At 46.4% G+C, this 21,357-nt stretch carries 18 protein-coding genes and 1 pseudogene; all 19 read left to right on the top strand.

The window, feature by feature from the left end; genetic code table 11:
• Positions 1-134: 134 nt before the first annotated feature.
• Complete coding sequence (locus B9N86_RS23075; RefSeq protein ID WP_208915461.1) at positions 135-2,456, top strand: PAS domain-containing sensor histidine kinase; 2,322 nt, start codon at positions 135-137, stop codon at positions 2,454-2,456.
• Between the two features lie 36 nt (positions 2,457-2,492).
• The gene (locus B9N86_RS23070; protein WP_208915460.1) at positions 2,493-3,155 is read left to right on the top strand and encodes a response regulator transcription factor; all 663 of its coding nucleotides are present in this window, start codon (positions 2,493-2,495) and stop codon (positions 3,153-3,155) included.
• A gap of 208 nt (positions 3,156-3,363) precedes the next feature.
• On the top strand, positions 3,364-3,825 hold the full coding sequence (locus tag B9N86_RS23065; RefSeq protein ID WP_208915459.1) for a chemotaxis protein CheX: 462 nt from the start codon (positions 3,364-3,366) through the stop codon (positions 3,823-3,825).
• On the top strand, positions 3,822-4,187 hold the full coding sequence (locus tag B9N86_RS23060; protein ID WP_208915458.1) for a response regulator: 366 nt from the start codon (positions 3,822-3,824) through the stop codon (positions 4,185-4,187). The genes B9N86_RS23065 and B9N86_RS23060 overlap by 4 nt, the downstream gene beginning before the upstream one ends.
• Positions 4,188-4,279: 92 nt before the next feature.
• Entirely contained in the window at positions 4,280-6,223 is a 1,944-nt protein-coding gene (locus tag B9N86_RS23055; RefSeq protein ID WP_244562811.1) for a methyl-accepting chemotaxis protein, read from the top strand.
• A 16-nt stretch (positions 6,224-6,239) separates the two neighbouring features.
• Positions 6,240-6,668, top strand: a complete 429-nt coding sequence (locus B9N86_RS23050) for a chemotaxis protein CheW (protein WP_208915456.1) — start codon at positions 6,240-6,242, stop codon at positions 6,666-6,668.
• A gap of 13 nt (positions 6,669-6,681) precedes the next feature.
• Entirely contained in the window at positions 6,682-8,697 is a 2,016-nt protein-coding gene (locus B9N86_RS23045) for a chemotaxis protein CheA (protein WP_208915455.1), read from the top strand.
• A gap of 45 nt (positions 8,698-8,742) precedes the next feature.
• On the top strand, positions 8,743-9,825 hold the full coding sequence (locus B9N86_RS23040; protein ID WP_208915454.1) for a protein-glutamate methylesterase/protein-glutamine glutaminase: 1,083 nt from the start codon (positions 8,743-8,745) through the stop codon (positions 9,823-9,825).
• Between the two features lie 444 nt (positions 9,826-10,269).
• Positions 10,270-11,283, top strand: coding sequence for a LacI family DNA-binding transcriptional regulator (locus tag B9N86_RS23035; protein ID WP_208915453.1), 1,014 nt, complete (start codon positions 10,270-10,272; stop codon positions 11,281-11,283).
• A complete protein-coding gene (rbsK, locus tag B9N86_RS23030; protein WP_208915452.1) occupies positions 11,273-12,214 on the top strand; it encodes a ribokinase in 942 nt (313 codons plus the stop codon). Before B9N86_RS23035 ends, rbsK begins: the two co-directional genes overlap by 11 nt.
• 31 nt (positions 12,215-12,245) lie before the next feature.
• Complete coding sequence (locus tag B9N86_RS23025; RefSeq protein WP_208915451.1) at positions 12,246-13,313, top strand: BMP family lipoprotein; 1,068 nt, start codon at positions 12,246-12,248, stop codon at positions 13,311-13,313.
• A gap of 87 nt (positions 13,314-13,400) precedes the next feature.
• Complete coding sequence (locus B9N86_RS23020; protein WP_208915450.1) at positions 13,401-14,945, top strand: ABC transporter ATP-binding protein; 1,545 nt, start codon at positions 13,401-13,403, stop codon at positions 14,943-14,945.
• On the top strand, positions 14,945-16,033 hold the full coding sequence (locus B9N86_RS23015) for an ABC transporter permease (RefSeq protein WP_208915449.1): 1,089 nt from the start codon (positions 14,945-14,947) through the stop codon (positions 16,031-16,033). Before B9N86_RS23020 ends, B9N86_RS23015 begins: the two co-directional genes overlap by 1 nt.
• A complete protein-coding gene (locus B9N86_RS23010; protein WP_208915448.1) occupies positions 16,023-16,967 on the top strand; it encodes an ABC transporter permease in 945 nt (314 codons plus the stop codon). The genes B9N86_RS23015 and B9N86_RS23010 overlap by 11 nt, the downstream gene beginning before the upstream one ends.
• 31 nt (positions 16,968-16,998) lie before the next feature.
• Positions 16,999-17,943, top strand: a complete 945-nt coding sequence (locus B9N86_RS23005; RefSeq protein WP_208915447.1) for a nucleoside hydrolase — start codon at positions 16,999-17,001, stop codon at positions 17,941-17,943.
• A 35-nt stretch (positions 17,944-17,978) separates the two neighbouring features.
• Positions 17,979-18,896 carry a nucleoside hydrolase gene (locus B9N86_RS23000; RefSeq protein ID WP_208915446.1) on the top strand — a complete coding sequence of 306 codons (918 nt, stop codon included), beginning with the start codon at positions 17,979-17,981 and terminating at the stop codon, positions 18,894-18,896.
• A gap of 600 nt (positions 18,897-19,496) precedes the next feature.
• Positions 19,497-19,622: a hypothetical protein gene (locus tag B9N86_RS30710; protein WP_280174954.1), complete on the top strand. Its 126-nt coding sequence runs from the start codon at positions 19,497-19,499 to the stop codon at positions 19,620-19,622.
• Positions 19,623-19,685: 63 nt separating this feature from the next.
• Positions 19,686-19,838, top strand: a pseudogene (locus tag B9N86_RS31030) (IS5/IS1182 family transposase); the annotation flags it as partial.
• Positions 19,839-20,173: 335 nt separating this feature from the next.
• Positions 20,174-21,307: an alanine dehydrogenase gene (gene ald, locus B9N86_RS22995; protein ID WP_208920655.1), complete on the top strand. Its 1,134-nt coding sequence runs from the start codon at positions 20,174-20,176 to the stop codon at positions 21,305-21,307.
• The last annotated feature ends 50 nt before the right edge of the window (positions 21,308-21,357 follow it).

Here is a 21,357-nt window from a genome sequence, read left to right as displayed (position 1 = left end):
TTTTCAATGTCGTCATTGTTTATATGCTGTGTCAGTGCTGTAGCAAGAGTATTGGGTACTGCCGACACATGGGAAGTGCTGAACGAAAGTGCAACTTTCTCGTAAAAAGGCGTCATTTTAGATACAAGAGCAAAGTGAAACCGCAACAACCCAGTGACTGCCATGAAGAACAGGAGGACATATCTTTTTTTGAACGGGAGTTCAAAGAAAGCTTGGAACGTTATGGGCGGTTGATTGATCTCTCTCCGCAGCCGATGATTGTACAGAACAACGAGAGGATCATTTTTATCAACCCGGCAGGGGTAAAATGGTTTGGGGCAAGCTCGCAGGCAGAGCTCATCGGCAGGCCGATTTACGACATTTTACCGCCGCATGAAATTCATAAAGCCCGCAAACGAATGGACCACATTGTGACTCATAAGTATGGACAAGCGATTGAATATGACATTGTCACACTCAAGGGGCAGCTGATTGAGGCGGAAGTAACAGGAATCTATGACGAACATACCGGATATACGATTCACATTTTTTACGATATTTCGGAACGCAAAAAGATGGAAAGAGCATTTAAGGAAAGTATGGAGCGTTACCGGAGACTAGTGGAACTTTCACCGATTGCGATTGCGGTATCGAAAGACGAACAGTTGATATACCTTAATCCCAGTGGGATACGGATTGTCGGGGCGTCCGGACTGCAGGATATTGTCGGGACAAGCCCTTGGAGCTGGGTAGTGGAGGAAGACCGGGATTGGGTTAAGGTTGCCCGGAAAGAGCTGCTGGAGAATGGATATGTGTCTCCCAAGGAAGTTAAGATTAAACGGATTAATGGTGAAATTATTGATATTGTGGCAAGCGCTATTTATGATAACCAATCGGGTACGGTCGAAATCGTCATGGAAGATATAACGGAGCGCAAGCAGGTGGCACAGGCTCTGATGGATAGTGAGCAATTGAACCGGCAGTTAATTGAAATATCGCCCGTGGCAATGCTGCTGCACAAAAACTTTAAATATACGTATGTTAATCCGAAAGCCCTGTCGTTATTGGGCGCATCGGAGCCGGATGACTTAATGGGCCGTCCGATTCTCGATATGATACATACGGATTCGAAAGCGCTGGTGATGGATTATATAAACACAGTATATCAGGAACAGGGGGCTATCCAGTTAGGAGAACACCGCATTATGCGGTTCGATGGAAGTGTAATTGATGTAGAGGCCGTTTCGGCTTCCGTTCCATTTAAAGGAGCGGGTACGGCTGTAACGATTGTTAGAGATATTACAGAACAAAAGAGAGTCGAAGAAGACAGGAAATACGCTGAAGATATGATACGCGAAAGCGAAGACCGGTATTTTCGACTACAGATGAGTCTGGATCAGTTCTCTTCTGACTTGTTCGGCATGGTGAAGGTGGAGGATTTGAATAGCCGGTTTGTCAGGGAAGTCTGCCAGGTGATTTCGACTGATAGGGTCAGCTTCATTGAAGTGGACCGCAACTCTAACGTTACCGTAACTCATGGGAACCATCAGATTCCACAGTACATTTTGGAGACGATACTGGAACAGTGCGCAGAGAACTTGCCTCTTTGTGAAATGATCGATACACTCGACGGTCATTTCGTGAAGATCGGTGAAATACACGGCAAGAGCTGTATCTTGTGTGTAGGGGAAAATTCCCCGTTCTTACTCATCCAGGCAACAAAAGTATGGCTAGAAACGATTTCTCGTTATGTTAGCGTACTGTATGATAATTTCCGAGCTATCGAGGATTTGACCCGGGAGCTCGAACAATTCGCCTCGCAGCAGACCACCCCCGTGTGGCTGCTGCGGTTTATGTTTCAGTTGTCTGAAAACGAAAGGAAACATTTGGCACAGGATTTACACGACGCGGCCCTTCAGGAGCAGATTATCTGGTACCGCAGGCTCGATCAGCTCATATCGGAGAGGAATATACCGAAAGATTCGCTCCAGGAGCTGGAGTGCATTAAGCAAGGATTATTGGATGTCATTTATCAGATACGCATTACATGTAATGAATTACGCCCGCCGCTGCTTAAAGAGGTAGGGCTTGAAAGATCGCTCGAGGCGTTATTTGAATTTACGCAGCTTCGATCTGATTATGCGATACGGTTCGATTGTATGGATGTAAGCCATGATCTGAACGATGACCTGATAATCGGGCTGTACCGTATTGTTCAAGAGATGCTAGCTAACGCATCGAAACATTCAAACGCAACACAAGTCATTATTAAGCTCTACAGTGATGATTTAGACATGATTCATCTGAATTATGAAGATAACGGGATCGGTATGAATGTGATGGAGAAGATATCTATTTTCGGAAGTATGGGTGTATATGGTATTAAGGAACGCGTCCGAAGTATGGATGGGGAGATTGAATTTGTTTCGTCGCCACATAATGGCTTATCCATTCTTATATCTGTACCAATCAGCTGAACAGAACAGGAACAATGTGAATGGGGGAAAATCAAGATGTATCAGATTTTATTGGTTGATGACCATCCTTCTGTCATGGAAGGAACCAAAATGCTGCTTGAACAAGAGGGCGATTTAATCGTTACATTGGCAAACACGGGAGATCAGGCATTAGAGCTAGCTAAAGAGCACCCTTTTGATGTTATGCTTATTGACCTGCATATGCCGGGTATCAATGGTATTGACCTTGCCAAAAAGATACTTACAGCGGTACCTGAAGCTATCATTTTGACTTATACCGGCTATGATTTTATGAATCACTTTAACCTTATGATTGAAGCAGGAATTGCAGGGCTTGTACATAAAACATCGAACAAGGAGCAGCTTGTTACAGCGGTCCGTTGCGCCCTTCGAGGTGAGGTCGTACTCCCGCTTTCTCTTGTTAGGCAGATGCGAAGAACTACAGATCATGGTTTTAAAGATATTAAAGATACCGGGACCAGCTCAATCACGGGCAAGGAGTATAAAATATTGAAACAAATCGCTGGTGGCAAGAGCAACAAGGAAATAGCAGAACAAGTCATTATGAGCCAGCGGTCATTAGAATATTGTCTGACCAACCTGTTTCAAAAGCTGAATGTAAAGTCGCGCATCGAAGCGGTAATGAAGGCTAAAAATCTCGGACTTTTGTCGGATTCGGATTTCATCAAGCAATCTTGAAAAAAACAATAAAATACAGATAGGGAAGGCCCGTTATTCAGTGGAATCGGGTCTTTTTTTGCGTAATTCGACAAAATTACGCAAAATCCGCAATATTTTTGCGTGGTAGCGCAAGTTATTTTCGGTTACGTTCCATGGTCCCGGGTGTATGATTATTTGCATACACACATAGGCCTATTTTCACAAGAAAAGGATGGTTGTAGTGCAAATGAACGAGAGTGATTTGCTATTGCTGAATAGTACCATCGAATCGATGAGACAGGTATTCATGCAATCCATGGATGCTTCTCAGCCCATTCCGATCGAACAAGGATTGATACAGAGCGGCATTAGTGTGCTGATTGGGATCATGGGGGACTTACAAGGACGTCTCGTTTTTCATGGGGACCTTGAGACCTTCAGCTGTTTGGGTGAATCGATGTTCGGCATGCCGTTGGAAGGGGAGATGCTCCACAGCTTTATCGGGGAAATGGCAAATATGATTGCCGGAAAAACATCCACCATTTTGTCTGATAAAGGAAAGCATGTGGACATTACACCACCAACGATCATGTTAGGACAGTTGGAAATATACGGATTCGTGGCAGGGATACATGTATCCGTTCATCTGGAAGAGATCGGAAAGATACATATCGCACTGTTGTTTCATACCAAAGGAGGATCAACATGAAAACGAAGGTATTAATTGTGGATGATGCCGCATTTATGCGGCTGGTGCTTAAAAATATGCTGGACAAGAACGGCTTTGAGGTTGTAGGTGAAGCTGCCAACGGACAGGAGGCGATAGATAAATATAAGTCTCTTTCTCCCGATCTCGTTACGATGGACATCACGATGCCCGTTATGGAGGGGATCGAGGCGGTTAAGCATATCAAACAGCTGGATGCTGAGGCCAAAATTATCATGTGTTCTGCCATGGGGCAGCAAATTATGGTCGTTCAGTCCCTGCAGGCTGGAGCTAAAGATTTTATCGTAAAACCTTTTCAGGAAGAAAGAGTATTGGAGTCGATCCGGAGAGTTGTAGGGGCCTGATCCAAGGTTCCATATAAAAAATACTATGATAAGCAAGGGGATGCACGATGAAACGTATAAAATCTATCTTTTCTATGAGGCTACGGACTCGAATGTTAGTCGTAATTCTAGGTTCTATCGTAATTTTATTAGCTGGTATGCTGACCGCAATAGCCTTGATTACCAATAGTACATCCATGAAATCAGCAATATCCCTGACAGAGACAGCCGGAGAGAAGATCGCTGGAGATGTTCAGAATAATCTGGATAGAACCATGGGCACAGCACGTACTTTAGCTCACAGCTTTGAGGTTATGAAGAAGCAAGGGAACACGGACCGCGAAACTGTTAATACCATTATTAAAAATGTTCTGGAAAAAAATGAATCGTACCTGGCGGCCTGGACGATCTGGGAGCCGAATGCGTTCGATGGCAAAGATCAGCAGTACAAGAATACAACGGGTACCGATCAGAGCGGGAGACTGATACCTTACTGGAAGAGAACGGATGCAGGTTTAAAGCTCAGTCCACTTGAAGCATATGAAGAGGACGGCGTAGGTGATTATTATCTTAAAGTCAAGAACAGCGGTGAGGAGGCAATTATTGAGCCATATAAGGAGAAACTTGACGATAAAGATGTCATTATGACCTCACTTGTTGTGCCAATTAAAGAAAATAACGAAGTTATTGGCGCAGTAGGGATAGACATCGATCTTGAACAGCTGCAGAAAATGATGGATCCATTCAAGCTGTATGATACCGGATATGCACATATATACTCCAATACGGGAATAATCGTGACACTACCTGACCAAAGCCAGATCGGCAAAAATTTGAAAGACGCTTTTCCCAGCGAGCGGGTTTCGGATATTCTCGCAGCGATCAGCGAAGGTAATACATTAACTTACAATGACAATGGTACATATTTGATGTATACACCGATACAAATCGGAAATACCGATACGCCTTGGTCTGTAACCATCGTCATTCCCATGAAGGAAATTATGGCTGACTCACAAGCGCTTATGTACTACATCATTGCGGCTGGCGTCATTACATTAGTTCTGTTAGGACTTGTGATCATGTTGCTGACGAATACCATCGTAAGGCCTTTAAACCGTGCGGTTGTTGTCGGGGAAAGCATGGCTCGGGGAGACTTTACGCAGGAGCTTCCAGAGGAATACCGGCATCGTAAAGATGAAATCGGAACATTCGCCAGAGTGTTTCATGATATCACTGAAAGCATGACCAACATGATTGGTCAGGTGAACATGAATGCTTCGCAGGTTGCAGCCGCTTCACAGCAAATTTCCGCTAGTGCTGAAGAGTTGGCTGTGGGCAGCAGCCAGCAGGCTGATTCCGTTCAGACGATTAATGAGCTGTTTAAGGAATTGTCGTTCGCGATCAATGCAGTGGCCAGCAGCGCGACATCCGCTGCCGAACTCGTGAACGAAACTGCAGGCATTGCATCCCAGGGGGGAACCGTTGTTCAGCAATCGATTGAAGGCATGAATCGTGTGAACCGGCAGGTATTGAAGCTGGAGGATGATTCGACACGTATAGGGGAAATCATTGAAGTCATTGATGATATCGCTGAACAAACCAACCTGCTTGCACTCAATGCAGCGATCGAAGCTGCACGTGCAGGGGAACAGGGCCGCGGTTTCGCTGTTGTAGCAGACGAAGTCCGCAAGCTCGCCGAACGAAGTGGGGAAGCGACCAAACAGATCGCCACCATCATTAAAGGAATGCAAAACAACACGGTTGAAAGTGTAAAGGCCGTGGAAGCAGGAGTTATCTCAACGGAGAAAACAGGTGAATCTTTTGATCACATCATCTCGATGGTCAACGATTCATCCAATACCGTTATGGAAATAGCAGCGGCAAGTGAAGAGCAGGCGGCTCAGGCTGCCGAAGTGGTTACGGCAATCGAGAGTATTTCCGCCTCAGCGGAAGAAACCGCCGCAAGCAGTGAAGAAACGGCATCGACTGCGCAGTCGCTGGCTCAGTTGGCGGAAGAACTGAACAATATGGTAGCAGCTTTTAAAATCAAGTAGTGTGAGGAGTTATATCATGCAGGTAACCGGGAAAGAGCAGTATGTTGAGTTTGGCATTGAAAATGAACAGTATGCTATCCGGATACAGGATATACACGAGATTATTAAAATGCAGGAGATTACACCCATTCCGAATATGAGGGAATTCGTTAAAGGTGTCATCAATCTGAGGGGAACCATTGTTCCGGTTATCAGTCTCCGCTGTTTATTCGATATGGCAGAGACGGAAGTCACCAAATCCAGCAGAATTGTTGTGGTTCATCATCAGGAAGAAGCGATCGGTATTATCGTGGACTATGTTAATAAGGTAACCACATTCTCCGATATCCAGCTTCCGCCGGAGCGGGTTGGAGGAGTAAACGGCGGATTTTTCACGGGTATTGGCGTAGCGGACAACGGACTGGTTGGCATTTTGCAATTGGACGAAGTTCTGCTGCATGAATAGGGGAGGGGATGGCATGCTGTCCGAGTATAAAGAAGTTTTTATGGAGGAACTGGATGAACAGCTTCAACTAATGGATGATGAGATTTTAAAGCTGGAGCAGGAAAGCGATAAGGGCGATGCAGTGCAAAGTCTGTTTCGTGCAGCCCATACATTAAAGGGATCATCGGCAGCTATGGGATTTGATACGATGAAACAGCTAACCCACGAGATGGAACATTTGCTCGACCAGGTTAGAAGTCATCAATTGACGGTTTCAGCCCCTTTAATCGACCTGCTGTTTCAATCGCTGGATAACCTGAAACTTCTGAAGCTGGAGATCATGGAAGGTGAAGAGAACCTGACTGACATATCCGGATGTGTGTATGACCTTCAACATTTTGGACATGTCACCGAGGATATGATGCCTGGTCCTGAGTTGGTGTCAGAACCTCTTATCAAACCGCAGATCAGTATGGATAACAGGCTAAAGGTATCGGAATGTCTGGAGCAGCAGCTTCAAGTGAACTGGATTTTTTTAAGGATTTCCGCGTCCTGTTTCATCAAAGGGGCAAGAGCCTATGTCATTCAGATGAGCCTTGCGGAATGTGGAGAGATTCTATATACTTCACCGGATCTTGGAGAACTGGATGAACAGGGGGAAGAGGAACTGGAGCTGGCATTTCTTCATGCGGGCGACTGTGACGTGGAGAAGCTGTACTCCTTAGCTTCAGGGCTTATGGATGTGGAGAACGTTGTAGTTGAGCCTGTCCAGCCGGAGGAAATCGCCATTTTACCGGTTTCCTCCCCAACCCTTCCTAAGGAGCTGGAACAGACAGAGTCCTCCTCCGCTGTAAAATCCAAGCCGCAGACCATTCGAGTAAGCGTGGAGCGACTGGAGCATTTAATGAACTTGGTGGGCGAGCTTGTTATCGACCAGACCCGGATTCATCAGGTGGAGCAAATACAGAGAAGACGGTTTGCGGATGATTCTGTAACGGACCTTGCCCATATTTCCGACCATCTGTCGCGTGTTATCGGTGATCTGCAGGATAGTGTCATGAAGGCAAGAATGCTGCCAATCGAGCAGCTGTTTAATCGGTTCCCGCGCATGATCAGGGATTTGAGCCGGGATTTGGGAAAAGATATCGATCTGTTGATTGAGGGGAAAGACACCGAGCTTGATCGTACGTTAATCGAGGAGATTAGTGATCCACTCATCCATCTAATCCGTAATGCGGTGGATCATGGGATTGAAACACCAGACGCTCGGACCGCTAAAGGCAAGTCCCCCACAGGGAAGCTGATTATTCGCGCGGCACATGAGGATAATCAGGTTGTTATTTATGTGAAGGATGACGGAGCTGGAATTGATCCGGCCAGAATGAAGTCGTCGGCCATAAGCAAAGGTTTGCTGACAGCTGAAGAAGCAGAAGCTTTAAGCAAGAGGGATGCTGTGGAGCTCATATTCCGGCCGGGATTTTCAACAGCAAGCGTCGTAAGTGATGTGTCGGGACGCGGCGTGGGTATGGATATCGTGAAAAGCCATATCGAGAAAATGAACGGGCTTATCGACATTGAAACCGAGCTTGGATCGGGTACTCAGTTCAAGATTAAGCTTCCGCTCACACTTGCGATTATTGATGGGCTTCTTGTAAAGATTACCGGTCAAACCTTTATTATTCCCATGAGTAACATTGCTGAAATTGTGAGAGTTAAGGCAGAGGAGTTGGTGACCCTCCGTGGACAGTCGGTTCTACTGCTGCGTAATCAAGTAATTCCGGTATCCTGGATGCATGAACATTTTAAAATTGCAAGCCAGGAGCATCATAAAAGCCAGCTTTCCCTTGTCATTGTTGGATCGGCGGAAAAGCGTCTCGCTCTGGTCGTTGATGAACTTATTGGAAATCAGGAGATTGTCATCAAATCACTGGGATCCTATGTCGGCAAGGTGAACGGCATTGCTGGCGGTACGATTCTCGGGGACGGCAGCGTAGCCCTCATCATGGAAATATCAGCATTGATCAATCATATTAGCGAAAAAAAGCAATAAGTGGATGGGGTAGAGAATGTTTAAGATAAAGGAAGATTGCCTTTTATGGGATCAATAAAAGTATTGGTTGTGGATGATTCGCTGTTTATGCGTAATCTGATTGTGCGTCTGATGGAAGAAGACGACTCCATTGAAGTGATTGGAACCGCCCGAAATGGAGTTGAAGGTGTGCGGATGGTCAAAGAGTTGCGTCCTGATATTGTGACCATGGATGTTGAAATGCCGGAAATGAACGGGATGGAAGCATTGGCCCACATCATGGATGAACTCCCAACCAGGGTCATTATGCTCAGTGCTCTGACGAAGGAAGGCGCGGAAATTACAGTCGCGGCTCTTCAGAGCGGGGCGGTAGATTTTATACCCAAGCCTTCCATATCGGGCACTGCGGATCTTGAAGAAGCCAAGAAAGAAATTATTAGCAAGATTAAGGCTGCAGCCCGGACTCCACTTTCTACGCTCATTGCTGCAAGACGGAGTCTGAATCACATAGTACAGCGGCCTTCAAGTCCAAAAACGGTGGAAGGACCGAAGGAGTTCAATCAGATTGTGGCGATTGGCACTTCTACAGGAGGACCAAAAGCGCTGCAAACCGTGCTGACTGGACTTCCTGCACAGTTCCCCTTCCCTGTTTTGATTGTGCAGCATATGCCTCCGAAATTCACAACATCGTTGGCAAGGCGGTTGGATCAGATATGCCGGATCTCCGTGGTGGAAGCTGAGGACAATCAATTACTTCAGGGAGGAATAGCTTATATCGCTCCGGGGGGATACCATATGACCGTAGTGATGAGGCAGGGTGAATACCGTATTGCTCTGCAACAGAAGCCACAAGTCAATGGGCACCGGCCATCGGTGGATGTGTTGTTCCATTCTGTGTCGGATTTGGCAGCTCTGAAACGTCACTTTGTGCTTATGACGGGCATGGGCAGCGATGGGGCCAAAGGAATGGCCTACGCGAAACGCCACGGAGCTGCATCTACGATAGCAGAGGCCGAGGAAACATGTGTTGTATTCGGCATGCCTAGGACAGCCATCAAGCTGAACTGTGTGGATCATGTGCTGCCGGTTACTGTCATTGCCGCAAAAATAAGACAGCTTACATGTCCATCCGTAGGGGAACTCATATAAATCCTAACCAAATGAATTATTGTTTTGGGAGGATTCTCCTGGTTGGGCAACAGCCGGATGCTTGCAGGAAGCACCGGCTGTTTTTGTTGATCTTTCAAGGCAAAAAAGGGCGGAAAATGAGTTTAAAAAAAAACAGTTGAACATTTTTTTGTTCGGTGTTATTCTGGCAATGAGCCGTTGAAACCGCTTTCTTTAACAGTCTTTCAAGAAACCGGTTTCTCATGATTTTTACCAACTTTGAAGTGATATACTACCCCTATGAAACACAGATGCGATAACACTTTAATGGGTCACAGTACCGCATGGGCTCTATTTCTGAGTTAAAGCTATTACAAGATGTATTCATGAACAGCCGTGTTACTGCCAAACCGGGAGAACTTTTTTGCGGATTTGTGAAACCGGTTTCTCATGGGATTTCTTGCATAAGCGGAAAAGGGGGAATCTATGAAACCTACCATTCTCGATGTGGCGAGACATGCTAATGTATCGAAGGCTTCGGTATCCAGAGTTATCAATAACAATCCTAAAGTGGATAAAAATATCCGTGAACGGGTGGAGCAGGCAATTGAGGAACTGGGATACCGACCAAGTGCTATAGCAAGAAATTTGGCCAATAACACATCGAATATGATCGGGCTGATCCTGCCTGATATTACAAACCCTTTTTTTCCGCTGGTTGCCAGAGGGATCGAGGATGCAGCCCATGAGCTGGGATATACTCTGTTTATTTGCAACACGGACAATGACCCCAAGATAGAACAGGAATATATTCACAAGATGGCACAGCAGCAGGTCGGAGGAATCATTCTTATATCATCGATTATTGATGAAGGTAAAATGAATGACCTGTTGTCTCTACAAATCCCTTTTGTTCTTTGTGACCGTACGATCACTCAGACGCCGTTCGATGTGGTAACGATAGACCATTACCGTGCAGCATACGAAGCGGTGGAACATCTGATCTCGCAAGGACACAAGAGCATATGCCACATTTCAGGCCCACTTCAGGTTCAGACAGCGGTGACGCGTAAGGAAGGCTATATGGATGCCATGCTTGCTGCGGGGCTTTCCCCACGGATTGGTGTCGGTAACTTCTCCTACGAGTCTGGTGTAGAGCAGATGAACCTTCTGCTCAATGGTGATTCGTATCAGCCGACGGCACTTTTTGCAGCTAATGACCTTATCGCTTTTGGTGCAATGAATGCAATTAAAGCAAGAGGGCTGAGTATTCCGGGTGATATTGCAGTGATCGGATGTGACGATATTATTTTCGGTCAGATGTATAATCCCGCACTCAGTTCGATTTCGGTTCCTACGTATCAGATTGGTGCAACGGCCGTCAGCCTGCTGAATGATCGAATGAAGGGGGAAAGGATGGATGCCAGGCAAGTCATTCTCAAACATCAATTGATATATAGAGAAACCTGCATAGGAGGAACACGACAAGATGAGCTCTGACATTGTGGTAGTTGGCAGTTTGAACATGGATATGGTCGTTACGATTGACCGCCGCCCTGAGCGAGGAGAGACGCTTCTGGGTGATGATTTCTTTATGAGTCCTGGAGGGAAGGGGGCGAACCAGGCTTATGCGGCCGGACGTCTTGGCGCTTCAGTATCCATGGTAGGCATGCTTGGTGATGACCTGTTCGCGGACAAACTTCTGGATAATTTGAGTGGTGCTGGCGTTACAACGGAACATATTGCAAAAGTCGAGGATATGTCAAGCGGGATCGCTCTGATCACCATTGACGCTGACGGAGATAACAGTATTATTGTAGCTCCGGGAGCAAATCAACAAATGACACCGGAACGCGCTCAGCTCATGGAAGAGGTCATCTCGGAAGCCAAGCTGATCCTGGTGCAGCTGGAAATTCCGCTGGATTCAGTCCATGAGGTCGTTGAAATTGCACACAAACACGGTGTACCTGTACTGCTCGATCCAGCGCCGGCCCAGTCGCTTCCGGAAGGATTGCTTAGAATGGTGGACTACATCGTCCCTAACGAAAGTGAGAACTCACAGTTGACCGGAATACAGGTCAAGGATGAAGAAACCGCAATAGAGGCTGGGAAGAAACTGCTGGAGATGGGTGTCAAAACAGCTGTTTCCAAGCTTGGAGCGCAGGGTGTTGTTATTACCGAGGCCAGCGGCTCCACCTTCGTTCCAGGTTACCGGGTAAACGCGGTGGACACGACTGCAGCCGGAGATGCTTTTGCAGGAGCCTTTGCAACAGCCCTAGTAGCCGGCAAAACGCTTCTAGAAGCAGCAGCGTTCGCCAATGCGGTTGGAGCGCTGACGGTTACCAGGCATGGAGCGCAGGTCTCTATGCCTGATCTGAAAGAGACGGAACTTTTTGTCGAGGGACTATCCCAAGATAAAGTTTCCAAATAAATAAAAACAATTTTTAAGGGGGATTTACGGTATGAAAAAGTTTGGAAGAATGGTGCTTACATTAAGCCTGGTTGCAATCATGATGGTTGTGGCTGCATGCGGCAATGACAGTGCAAAGCCTAGCGATTCGAACAGCGGTGGAGGTAAGGATTCCGGCGGGGATAAAATGAAAGTGGGTTACTATGTAAACGCTACCTTGGGGGATAAATCCTTTTTTGACTCTGTAAAACGAGGTCTTGATGAAGCTGAGAAGGCGCTTGGTTATGAAACCAAAACGATTGAAGGCGGAACGAACCAAGCAGACTGGGCTGCAGGTGTTGAGTCCATGGTTTCCGGTAAGGAATATGACGTAATTATTGTAGGTACGAGCCAAATGACGGAAATTGTCGCGGATCTCGCTGATCGTTATCCGGATCAAAAGTTCATTTTCTTTGATGATAAAGTGCCTAACAAGCCTAACGTGTACTCAATGACTTATTCCCAAAGTGAAGGTTCTTTCCTGGCAGGGGCATTCGCAGGTCTGGTAACGACAAGCACTGAGCTTGAAGGCGCCAATCCGGAAAAAACGGTTGGATTCGTAGGCGGCATGGACATTCCGATCGTAAATGACTTCAAACACGGCTATGAGCAGGGTGCGAAATATGTTGATCCAGAAATTAATGTTGTGGCATCATTCATTGGTGATTTTGCCGATGCACCTAAAGCGAAAGAACTTACGCTTGCACAATTTGCTCAAAAGGCAGATATTTCTTATCAGGTAGCAGCTGCAGCTGGTCTGGGTGTTCTCGAAGCAGGTAAAGAGCAAGGTAAATACACGATTGGTGTAGACAGCAACCAGAACCCGCTGTATCCAGGAAGTGTATTGACTTCGATGTTGAAAAACCTCGATAATACAACACTGCGTGCATTGGAAATGTTTAAAGACGGCAAGCTTCCTTTCGGGACTGTTGAAGTGCTGGGTGCTAAAGAAGGCGGCGTAGGGCTGGCTAAAGATGACCTGTATGAGAAGCATGTTCCGCAATCGATCCGCGACAAAATGGCTGAAATCGAAGCAAAACTGGCTTCCGGTGAAATCAAGGTTGAATCCAGCTTGAAATAGTTGAATCCCATCGTGCAGAGAGGGAGGAGTACTTCCCTCTTTGCACATTTAAGAATTTCTTATCCCAATTGGCGGGGGTGTCATGGCATGGCAGTATTGCTGGAGATGAAAGATATTCATAAGATTTATCCCAATGGGACAGTAGCCAATAGGGGAGTAAACCTCGAGGTACATGAAGGCGAAATTCATGCACTGGTTGGCGAAAATGGAGCGGGCAAATCCACACTGATGAAGATTTTATTCGGTCTGGAGAATCCGACCAGCGGAAGCATCGTTTACAAAGGACAGGAAGTTCACTTTCAGGGGCCGCGTGATGCAATCCAGCAGGGGCTCGGCATGGTGCACCAGCACTTTATGCTTGCTCCCTCGCTTACGGTTTCAGAGAACATCGTTCTGGGCGATGAGCCGCGTAAAGGAATGTTTAATATGTTCCGTGACCGGAAGACGGAGCTGAACAATATCAAGGAGCTTATTACGAGATTTGGTCTCAAGACCGATCCGGAAGCGGCGGTGGACTCGATCTCTGTTGGACAGAAGCAGCGCGTTGAAATACTTAAGGTGCTGTATCGGGGAGCGAAGCTTATTATTTTGGATGAACCGACAGCCGTTCTGACTCCTCAGGAGACGGACGAGTTGTTTGATTCCATCAAATCTCTTGTGGCACAAGGCTACACTATTATTTTTATTACGCACAAGCTGCGTGAAGTTATGGAAATATCCGACCGGATTACGGTGCTAAAAGCAGGACAAACCATTCAGACATTATTGACCAAAGATACGAGCAAAGAAGAAATTTCAAGGCTAATGGTCGGGCGTGACGTGCTGCTTCGAGTGGATAAGCAGGAACCACAGCTTCGAGAAACGGTGCTGGAATTGAAAGCGCTATCCGCAAATGACGATAAAGGTTTTCCGATGCTGAAGGACGTATCCTTTGCTATTCGCGGGGGTGAAGTGTTTGGCATTGCTGGGGTTGAAGGCAATGGTCAGACTGAGCTGGTGGAAGTGATCACCGGAATGAAGCGGGCAACAGGCGGCGAGGTGCTCTATCTAAATAAGAATATGCTCGGCAACTCTATTGGCGAAATTCGCAATATGAAAATCGGCCACATTCCGGAAGACCGCCAAACCACAGGAGCTTGTCTGACTTCGACTATAGAAGAAAATATCATTTTGGACGTCTATAGACAGAAGGAGTTCAAGAAAGGCCCTTTCATGGACCGTAAGAAACTGAAATTGTTCGCACAGGATCTCATGAAGAAGTTTGACGTGCGTGCGGCGAATGAAGAAGTGCTGGCTGGCTCTCTGTCGGGTGGTAATTTGCAAAAAGTCGTTATTGCGCGGGAAATTGCAAAAAATCCAAAGCTGTTAATCGCTTCCCAGCCTACCCGGGGCGTTGATATCGGCGCCATTGAGTTCATTCACCGCGAGATCATCAAAAAACGCGATGAAGGCTCAGCTGTATTGCTCGTGTCTGCAGAGCTCTCCGAAATCATCAGCCTCAGCGACCGGATCGGCGTGGTGTACAACGGTGAGCTCGTAGCAGTGCTGGACAACAGTAAGGATCTGACGGAACAGGAAATCGGTTATTACATGCTAGGTATTAAGAAAGAAGAGAAAGGGGCGGCCGTCTGATGAATCAGAAGCGCTTTCTTTACCTGGATCTTGTAGGCATCATCGGCGCAGCTCTACTAGCGTTAATATGTGGATTCATTATTATATTGTTTGTCAGTGACGATCCGCTGAATGCCATCAGCGCGTTTATAACGGGACCTTTCTCCAATGCCTTTAACATAAGTACACTGGTTAACAAAGCGATACCGCTCATATTTACGGGTCTGGCTCTTGCAGTCGTATTTCAGACGAATGTGTTCAGCATGGGAGCGGAAGGACAGCTCTACGTTGGCGGATTTCTTGGATCTTTGTCAGCGCTGTATATTCCTGGCCTTCCCGCATTCATTCATATTCCAGTCATTCTGATTTGTGCAATGGTTGGCGGAGCGCTGTTTGGAGCAATGGCTGGTTTCCTGAAGGCAAAATGGAATGCGCACGAAGTAGTTACAACGCTTATGCTGAACTATGTGGCCATTATTCTGACCTCCTATTTTGTTAATAACGTATTTAAAGACCCGGATAGTGGCGGTTTTGCCCGTATGCCTTACTTCGAGAAGGATTTGCTCCTAGGGAAAATGTCTAACTCGTTTCCGGTTCATTACGGAATTATTGTAGCTCTCATTGCCGTTGTCGTTGTGTATCTACTCATGTATAAGACGAAGATCGGATATGAGCTGCGTCTGGTCGGGAAGAATGACAAGTTCGCCCGATATGGCGGGATTAAAACGAAACATATCATTATTATCAGTGTCATGATCAGTGGAGCCTTGGCGGGACTTGGCGGTATCGTCGAGCTGCTCGGTGTTCATGGTGCGTACAAAGACAGCTTTTCGGCTAAGCTCGGTTTTGACGGTATCATTATCGCGTTGCTTGCCCGAAACCATCCGATCGGTGTGCTGATCTCGGCCTTGTTCTATGCTTATCTGCAGGTTGGCGGTCAAGTTATGCAGGCGCAGAGTGATGTGTCCCGCGAACTGTCCGTTATCATTCAGGTGCTGCTGGTACTGTTCGTATCCGCGCAAGTTGTATTCAATTACTTGAAACAAAGAGCCATCATGAAACAGAAGAATCAAACCGGCGAAAAGAAGGTGAATACTCATGTGGTCTAGTATATGGATGCAGTTTGCCGACTTGACGATCATCTATGTGCTGCTGCGCGCGATGACTCCTATTCTGCTTGCTTCTCTGGGAGGTCTTATCTCAGACATCACAGGCGTTACGAACATCGGTCTTGAAGGATTAATGCTCGTCTCAGCCTTTACTTCCATCGCGGTCGGTTCAGCAACAGGGAGCTGGGCGATCGGGGTTGTGTCCGGTGTACTGGCTTGTGTACTCATTTCATATGCGATGGGTTTCTTCCATCTCAAAATGAAGGTAGATATCATTATAACCGGATTCGCCATTAACATTTTCGGCTCGGGTGTCACCGTGTTCCTCATGAGTAAACTGTTCAACGTGACAGGGAGCTACAACCCGACAGAACTGAGCAAAATTCCAAATGTAAATATTCCGTTTATCGAGAATATTCCGGTGCTTGGGAAACTGCTTAGCGGTCACAACCTCATGTCATGGATCGCATTGTTGTCTGTCGTATTTTGTTTCTACTTACTGTACCGGACTCCTTACGGTGTGCATCTGCGGGCCATCGGCGAGGCTCCTGAATCTGCTAAATCGCTTGGCATTCCGGTGCGCAGGTTGCAATACTCCGCATTTGCATGGAGCGGCGTGTTTGTAGGATTGGCCGGTGCGTTTATGTCGATGGGGATGACGAGTATGTTCGTTAAGGATATGACAGCAGGAACCGGCTTTTTGGCCTTGGCTGTCGTGCTTCTCGGTAACCGTAATCCAATCGGAATTCTGATCGGTGCATTCATCTTCGGATTTTCCAAAGCGATTGAAACGATGCTACAGACGATTCCGAACAGCCCGATTCCAAGCCAGTTTGTTCAAGTACTGCCTTATGTCGTAACAATCATTGCGCTTGTCATTTTCGCTATCCGTAAACAGCGCAAAGGTGAGAGCATGACCATTGGTAACACGTAGAAAAAATAAGTGATAAGGGGAAATGACACCGATGAGTAACGAAAACAAACGTAAAATTATTATTGATTGCGATCCGGGACATGACGATGCGATCGCCATTTTGCTGGCAGCTGGAAATCCAGCCATTGACTTGGTAGCGATCACGACCGTAGCCGGCAACGCCGAAATCGAGAAGACAACACAGAACGCTCTGAAGGTGTGCGAGATTGCAGGTGTCCGTGATGTGCCTATCGCAAAAGGTGCAGGGCAACCAATGGTTCGGAAGCGTGAAACGGCAGCTGACATTCACGGGGATTCCGGTATGGACGGTCCGGTGCTGCCGGAACCTACACTGAACATTGTAGAAGAACATGCGGTGGATCTAATCATTAGAAAGCTGCTTGAATCTGACGGAGACATTACACTCGTGCCGGTTGGACCGCTGACGAATATTGCGATGGCTATGCGTCGTGAGCCTGCTATCCTGCCTAAAATACAGGAGATTGTCATTATGGGTGGCGGTACGTTTGGCAACTGGACACCGGCTGCGGAGTTCAACATCTATGTAGATGCGGAAGCAGCCGCGGTGGTGTTTGAGAGCGGGGTTCCGATTACAATGATGGGCCTTGACGTGACACACCAGGCACTGGCCACGGTTGAAGTAAGTGATAAAATCGCTTCGATCGAGAATCCGGTCGCGAAATTTGTGAGTGAACTTCTTGTCTTCTTTCGTCAAACCTATAAGGATGTTTTTGATTTCGAGCATCCTCCTGTGCATGATGTATGCAGTGTTGCATACTGCATTGATCCAACTGTGTTTAACTGCAAGAAGCTTCGGGTGGATATAGAGACACGCGGTGATTTCACGTACGGGATGACGGTGGTCGATACCCTGGGTGTCACCCATAAAGAACCGAATGTCAATTTTGCTCTCGGCCTGGATCACGGGAAATTCTGGAACATGCTGTATCAAACACTTGGCAACTATTCCAAATAGAATCACATCGACTTCTTACGCTTGGGGGATGGAAAATGAAGCCTGTTATTATTGACGTGGACACAGGAATTGATGATGCTCTAGCGATTGCCTATGCGGCCAAATCGCAGGAACTGAAGCTCATAGGCTTAACGACTTGTTTCGGGAACATTCCGGTGGAGGATGCAACACGTAATTCTCTGCTTCTTGCGGAAATGCTGGGCTGTGATGTTCCGGTTATTCCGGGTGCGGAAAAACCGCTTACCCGAGCATCGCTTGAAGGATACGCCACAAGGGTTCACGGTAACAACGGCCTAGGCAACGCGGTGGCGCCTTTCACACCGAGCGGTCAGGCGCTGAATGCACATGCGGCAGATTTCATGATCGAAGTGGTACGAAACCAGCCGAACAAAATTACACTTATCATGGTAGGACCTTTAACAAATTTGGCGCTCGCTATCCAAAAGGACCCCGAAATCGTAAATCTGGTCGACCGGGTCGTGGTCATGGGGGGAGCGGTACGCTGCCGAGGCAATGTGACACCTTCGGCCGAAGCGAATATCCATGCGGACCCGGAAGCCGCGGAATATGTTTTTAATTCAGGAATTCCGCTTACATTAGTCGGTCTCGATGTAACCATGAAGACACTCCTGCCACGTGAACACCTGAAGGAGTGGGAAAAGCTCGGAACGGATTTTTCTAAACTGTTTGCAGAAATGACCCATTATTATATGAATGCATACGAAGGATTTTATCCTGGTATTGGTGGATGCGCGCTGCATGATCCGCTTGCGGTAGGTGTAGTCATCAACCCTGAATTTGTGAAGACACTCCTGATGCGGGTCGATGTCATCACGTCTGGTGATGCGGTAGGACAGACGGTTGAAGTTCCGGATCGTGATTCTAACATTGAAGTGTGCGTGGAAGTGGATGAGAAGGCCTTTCTGGAGCATTTTCTTAGTAGAGTGATGTAAGCAAAGAGGGAAGAAAAGAACGATCATTCGCCGCTACTAATCAGAAAATTAACGTGTAACGACACAGCATGGGCTGTCCTCAGGTCTTAAAATGACCTTTTCAGGACAGCCTTTATTTATGAGATTAGAAAGTATAACATCGGAGTGAGTTGTACTCTTATCTCGTAAGAATCTGAGCCTGTTGAAAATATGATCGTCAAGAACATTGAAAAACAGCATTTATATCTTTTCACTACCTACTTGAAATGGGTATAACGCCTGATACATATTAGATTCATGATCATATTCACGGACCCTCAAGAATGGTTATTTATAAAAGAGAAGGTTGGTTTTGGTAGCCTAATTCCTGAAGAGACGTTGCTTGATAATAATATACTTTTTAATAGAATAAAAGGATTAATGGTATAAAAATGTATTGATTTACCATTTTTGTGTAGTATAATCTAATTGATTGAATTATTTTTAGGAGGGTGACATTAATAAAACGATTATTTTATATTGTTGGTTATTGTATTTTCAGTTTCTGGCTGCAGTGATAGTTGGAGAAAATGATATTCATATGTTAGTTGATAAAAACATTGAAAATTTGGAGGACATTAAATGAAAAAGATTGATATCGGAAATATCAGCGGTGCTATTATTTCTATTAATCGTTCAAAATGTAAGCGCTTACCAACTTTAATGGGAACAAAAGAAGAAGTGAATTTTTGTTCATCGAGGATTTAGTTCCACAGGACCATCTGCTATTTTAGACCGAAAAGCAAAATAAAAAAAGCATTACAGCCGACGGATAGCGATTATATGGTTCGAGATGGTAACCGAAGCATTCTTTTATTTGTATCACCGTACGGTTGATTTAAAGAATAATTTAATTACAGATGTACATGTTACCCCTGGGAATGTTCATGACTCCGTTCTCTATTTGTCCTTATAGATCGCCAGTGAGAACAGTTTGGATTTAGGGTAGAAGCCGTTGCACTGGATTCTGGATATAAACTTCGCCCCTGAAAAGGTCTGCAGAGTCGAGGGATTTATGTGGTCATTGCTCACTAAAGATTCAACCCACTCAGAACGGCTTAAATGGGAAGTTTCCCGTTTTGTCGATAGATATTGGTGACAAAAGTTTTTTATCTAATTCTTGGAAGTGTTACAACTGTTTCTGCCTGGGGGGTTTCTGAGGTAAACCTTCTGGTAGTATAATGGTAGGACATTACCTTAAAATGGGTAATATGCTGTTTAAGAATGTCAAATTATTACGTTATGGGGTGCTGAAGGCGATGATCATTGGGGTTCCAAAGGAAATTAAAAATAATGAACACCGTGTTGGTATGACGCCAGGTACGGTGATAAGCTACAAAAATGCAGGGCACGAAGTTTGGGTAGAGGCGGGCGCAGGTACCGGTATCGGATTTACGGATGATGATTACATTAGCTCCGGTGCCCGGATCGTTTCCGATGCAAAAGAGGCCTGGGCTGCGGACATGGTGGTTAAGGTAAAGGAGCCGCTGCCGGAGGAGTATGTGTACTTCAGGGAAGGACAGATTCTGTATACTTATCTGCATCTGGCTCCCGAAGCGGAATTGACCAAGGCTCTGATAGATTCAAAAGTAACTGCTATCGCTTATGAAACAATACAGCTGGATGACGGCAGTCTGCCGCTGCTTACACCGATGAGTGAGGTGGCAGGGAGAATGTGCATCCAGATCGGTGCGCATTTTCTAGAAAAGGCCCATGGTGGAAAAGGAGTTCTTCTGAGCGGTGTACCGGGTGTGGCACCAGGAAAGGTCGCGGTTATCGGAGGCGGCATTGTTGGAACCAACGCCGCGAGAATTGCGCTTGGGATGGGTGCGGAAGTAAGCATATTGGACATTAACCCGAACCGCTTGCGTCAGCTGGATGACCAGTTTCAAGGGCGCATTAAGACGATCATGTCGGACTCATTCCATATCGCGGAAACTGTAAAGGAAGCGGATCTCGTGGTTGGAGCCGTGCTCATTCCCGGAGCGCGGGCACCACAGCTCGTGACGGAGGAAATGGTGAAGCAGATGAGTCCCGGCTCCGTTATCGTGGATGTGGCTATTGACCAGGGAGGATCAATTGAAACGATCGACCGGATCACGACACATGACAATCCGACTTATGAAAAGTTTGGTGTTATTCACTATGCCGTTGCGAATATGCCCGGTGCAGTAGCACGTACATCCACGATAGCTCTGACCAACGCAACAACTCCCTTCGGCCTAAGAATTGCAAACCAGGGGGTTCGTCAGGCATCGGCAACAAGCAGAGCTTTAGCCAAAGGAATCAATGTGATTGGTGGGAAGGTAACCTATCAGGCGGTGGCCGAAGCTCACGGATACGTTCATACGAATATTGATGATTATTGGGCGGGCCTGGGGGTAGTAAATTAGGTTTTATCCGGTGGCTCGAAATGGTAATCATGGTTTTATTCATCACATAA

It is taken from the genome of Paenibacillus uliginis N3/975 (assembly GCF_900177425.1).
Taxonomy (GTDB): Bacteria; Bacillota; Bacilli; order Paenibacillales; family Paenibacillaceae; genus Paenibacillus_AQ; species Paenibacillus_AQ uliginis.
Note: the sequence above shows the minus strand (reverse complement) of the source record. Positions and strands in the feature narration are given on the sequence as shown.

Coding starts and splice junctions, on each gene's coding strand:
- B9N86_RS23070 (WP_208915460.1), top strand. CDS start 2,493: ATGTATCAGATTTTATTGGTTGATGACCATCCTTCTGTCATGGAAGGA.
- B9N86_RS23065 (WP_208915459.1), top strand. CDS start 3,364: ATGAACGAGAGTGATTTGCTATTGCTGAATAGTACCATCGAATCGATG.
- B9N86_RS23060 (WP_208915458.1), top strand. CDS start 3,822: ATGAAAACGAAGGTATTAATTGTGGATGATGCCGCATTTATGCGGCTG.
- B9N86_RS23055 (WP_244562811.1), top strand. CDS start 4,280: ATGTTAGTCGTAATTCTAGGTTCTATCGTAATTTTATTAGCTGGTATG.
- B9N86_RS23050 (WP_208915456.1), top strand. CDS start 6,240: ATGCAGGTAACCGGGAAAGAGCAGTATGTTGAGTTTGGCATTGAAAAT.
- B9N86_RS23045 (WP_208915455.1), top strand. CDS start 6,682: ATGCTGTCCGAGTATAAAGAAGTTTTTATGGAGGAACTGGATGAACAG.
- B9N86_RS23040 (WP_208915454.1), top strand. CDS start 8,743: ATGGGATCAATAAAAGTATTGGTTGTGGATGATTCGCTGTTTATGCGT.
- B9N86_RS23035 (WP_208915453.1), top strand. CDS start 10,270: ATGAAACCTACCATTCTCGATGTGGCGAGACATGCTAATGTATCGAAG.
- rbsK (WP_208915452.1), top strand. CDS start 11,273: ATGAGCTCTGACATTGTGGTAGTTGGCAGTTTGAACATGGATATGGTC.
- B9N86_RS23025 (WP_208915451.1), top strand. CDS start 12,246: ATGAAAAAGTTTGGAAGAATGGTGCTTACATTAAGCCTGGTTGCAATC.
- B9N86_RS23020 (WP_208915450.1), top strand. CDS start 13,401: ATGGCAGTATTGCTGGAGATGAAAGATATTCATAAGATTTATCCCAAT.
- B9N86_RS23015 (WP_208915449.1), top strand. CDS start 14,945: ATGAATCAGAAGCGCTTTCTTTACCTGGATCTTGTAGGCATCATCGGC.
- B9N86_RS23010 (WP_208915448.1), top strand. CDS start 16,023: ATGTGGTCTAGTATATGGATGCAGTTTGCCGACTTGACGATCATCTAT.
- B9N86_RS23005 (WP_208915447.1), top strand. CDS start 16,999: ATGAGTAACGAAAACAAACGTAAAATTATTATTGATTGCGATCCGGGA.
- B9N86_RS23000 (WP_208915446.1), top strand. CDS start 17,979: ATGAAGCCTGTTATTATTGACGTGGACACAGGAATTGATGATGCTCTA.
- B9N86_RS30710 (WP_280174954.1), top strand. CDS start 19,497: ATGAAAAAGATTGATATCGGAAATATCAGCGGTGCTATTATTTCTATT.
- ald (WP_208920655.1), top strand. CDS start 20,174: ATGATCATTGGGGTTCCAAAGGAAATTAAAAATAATGAACACCGTGTT.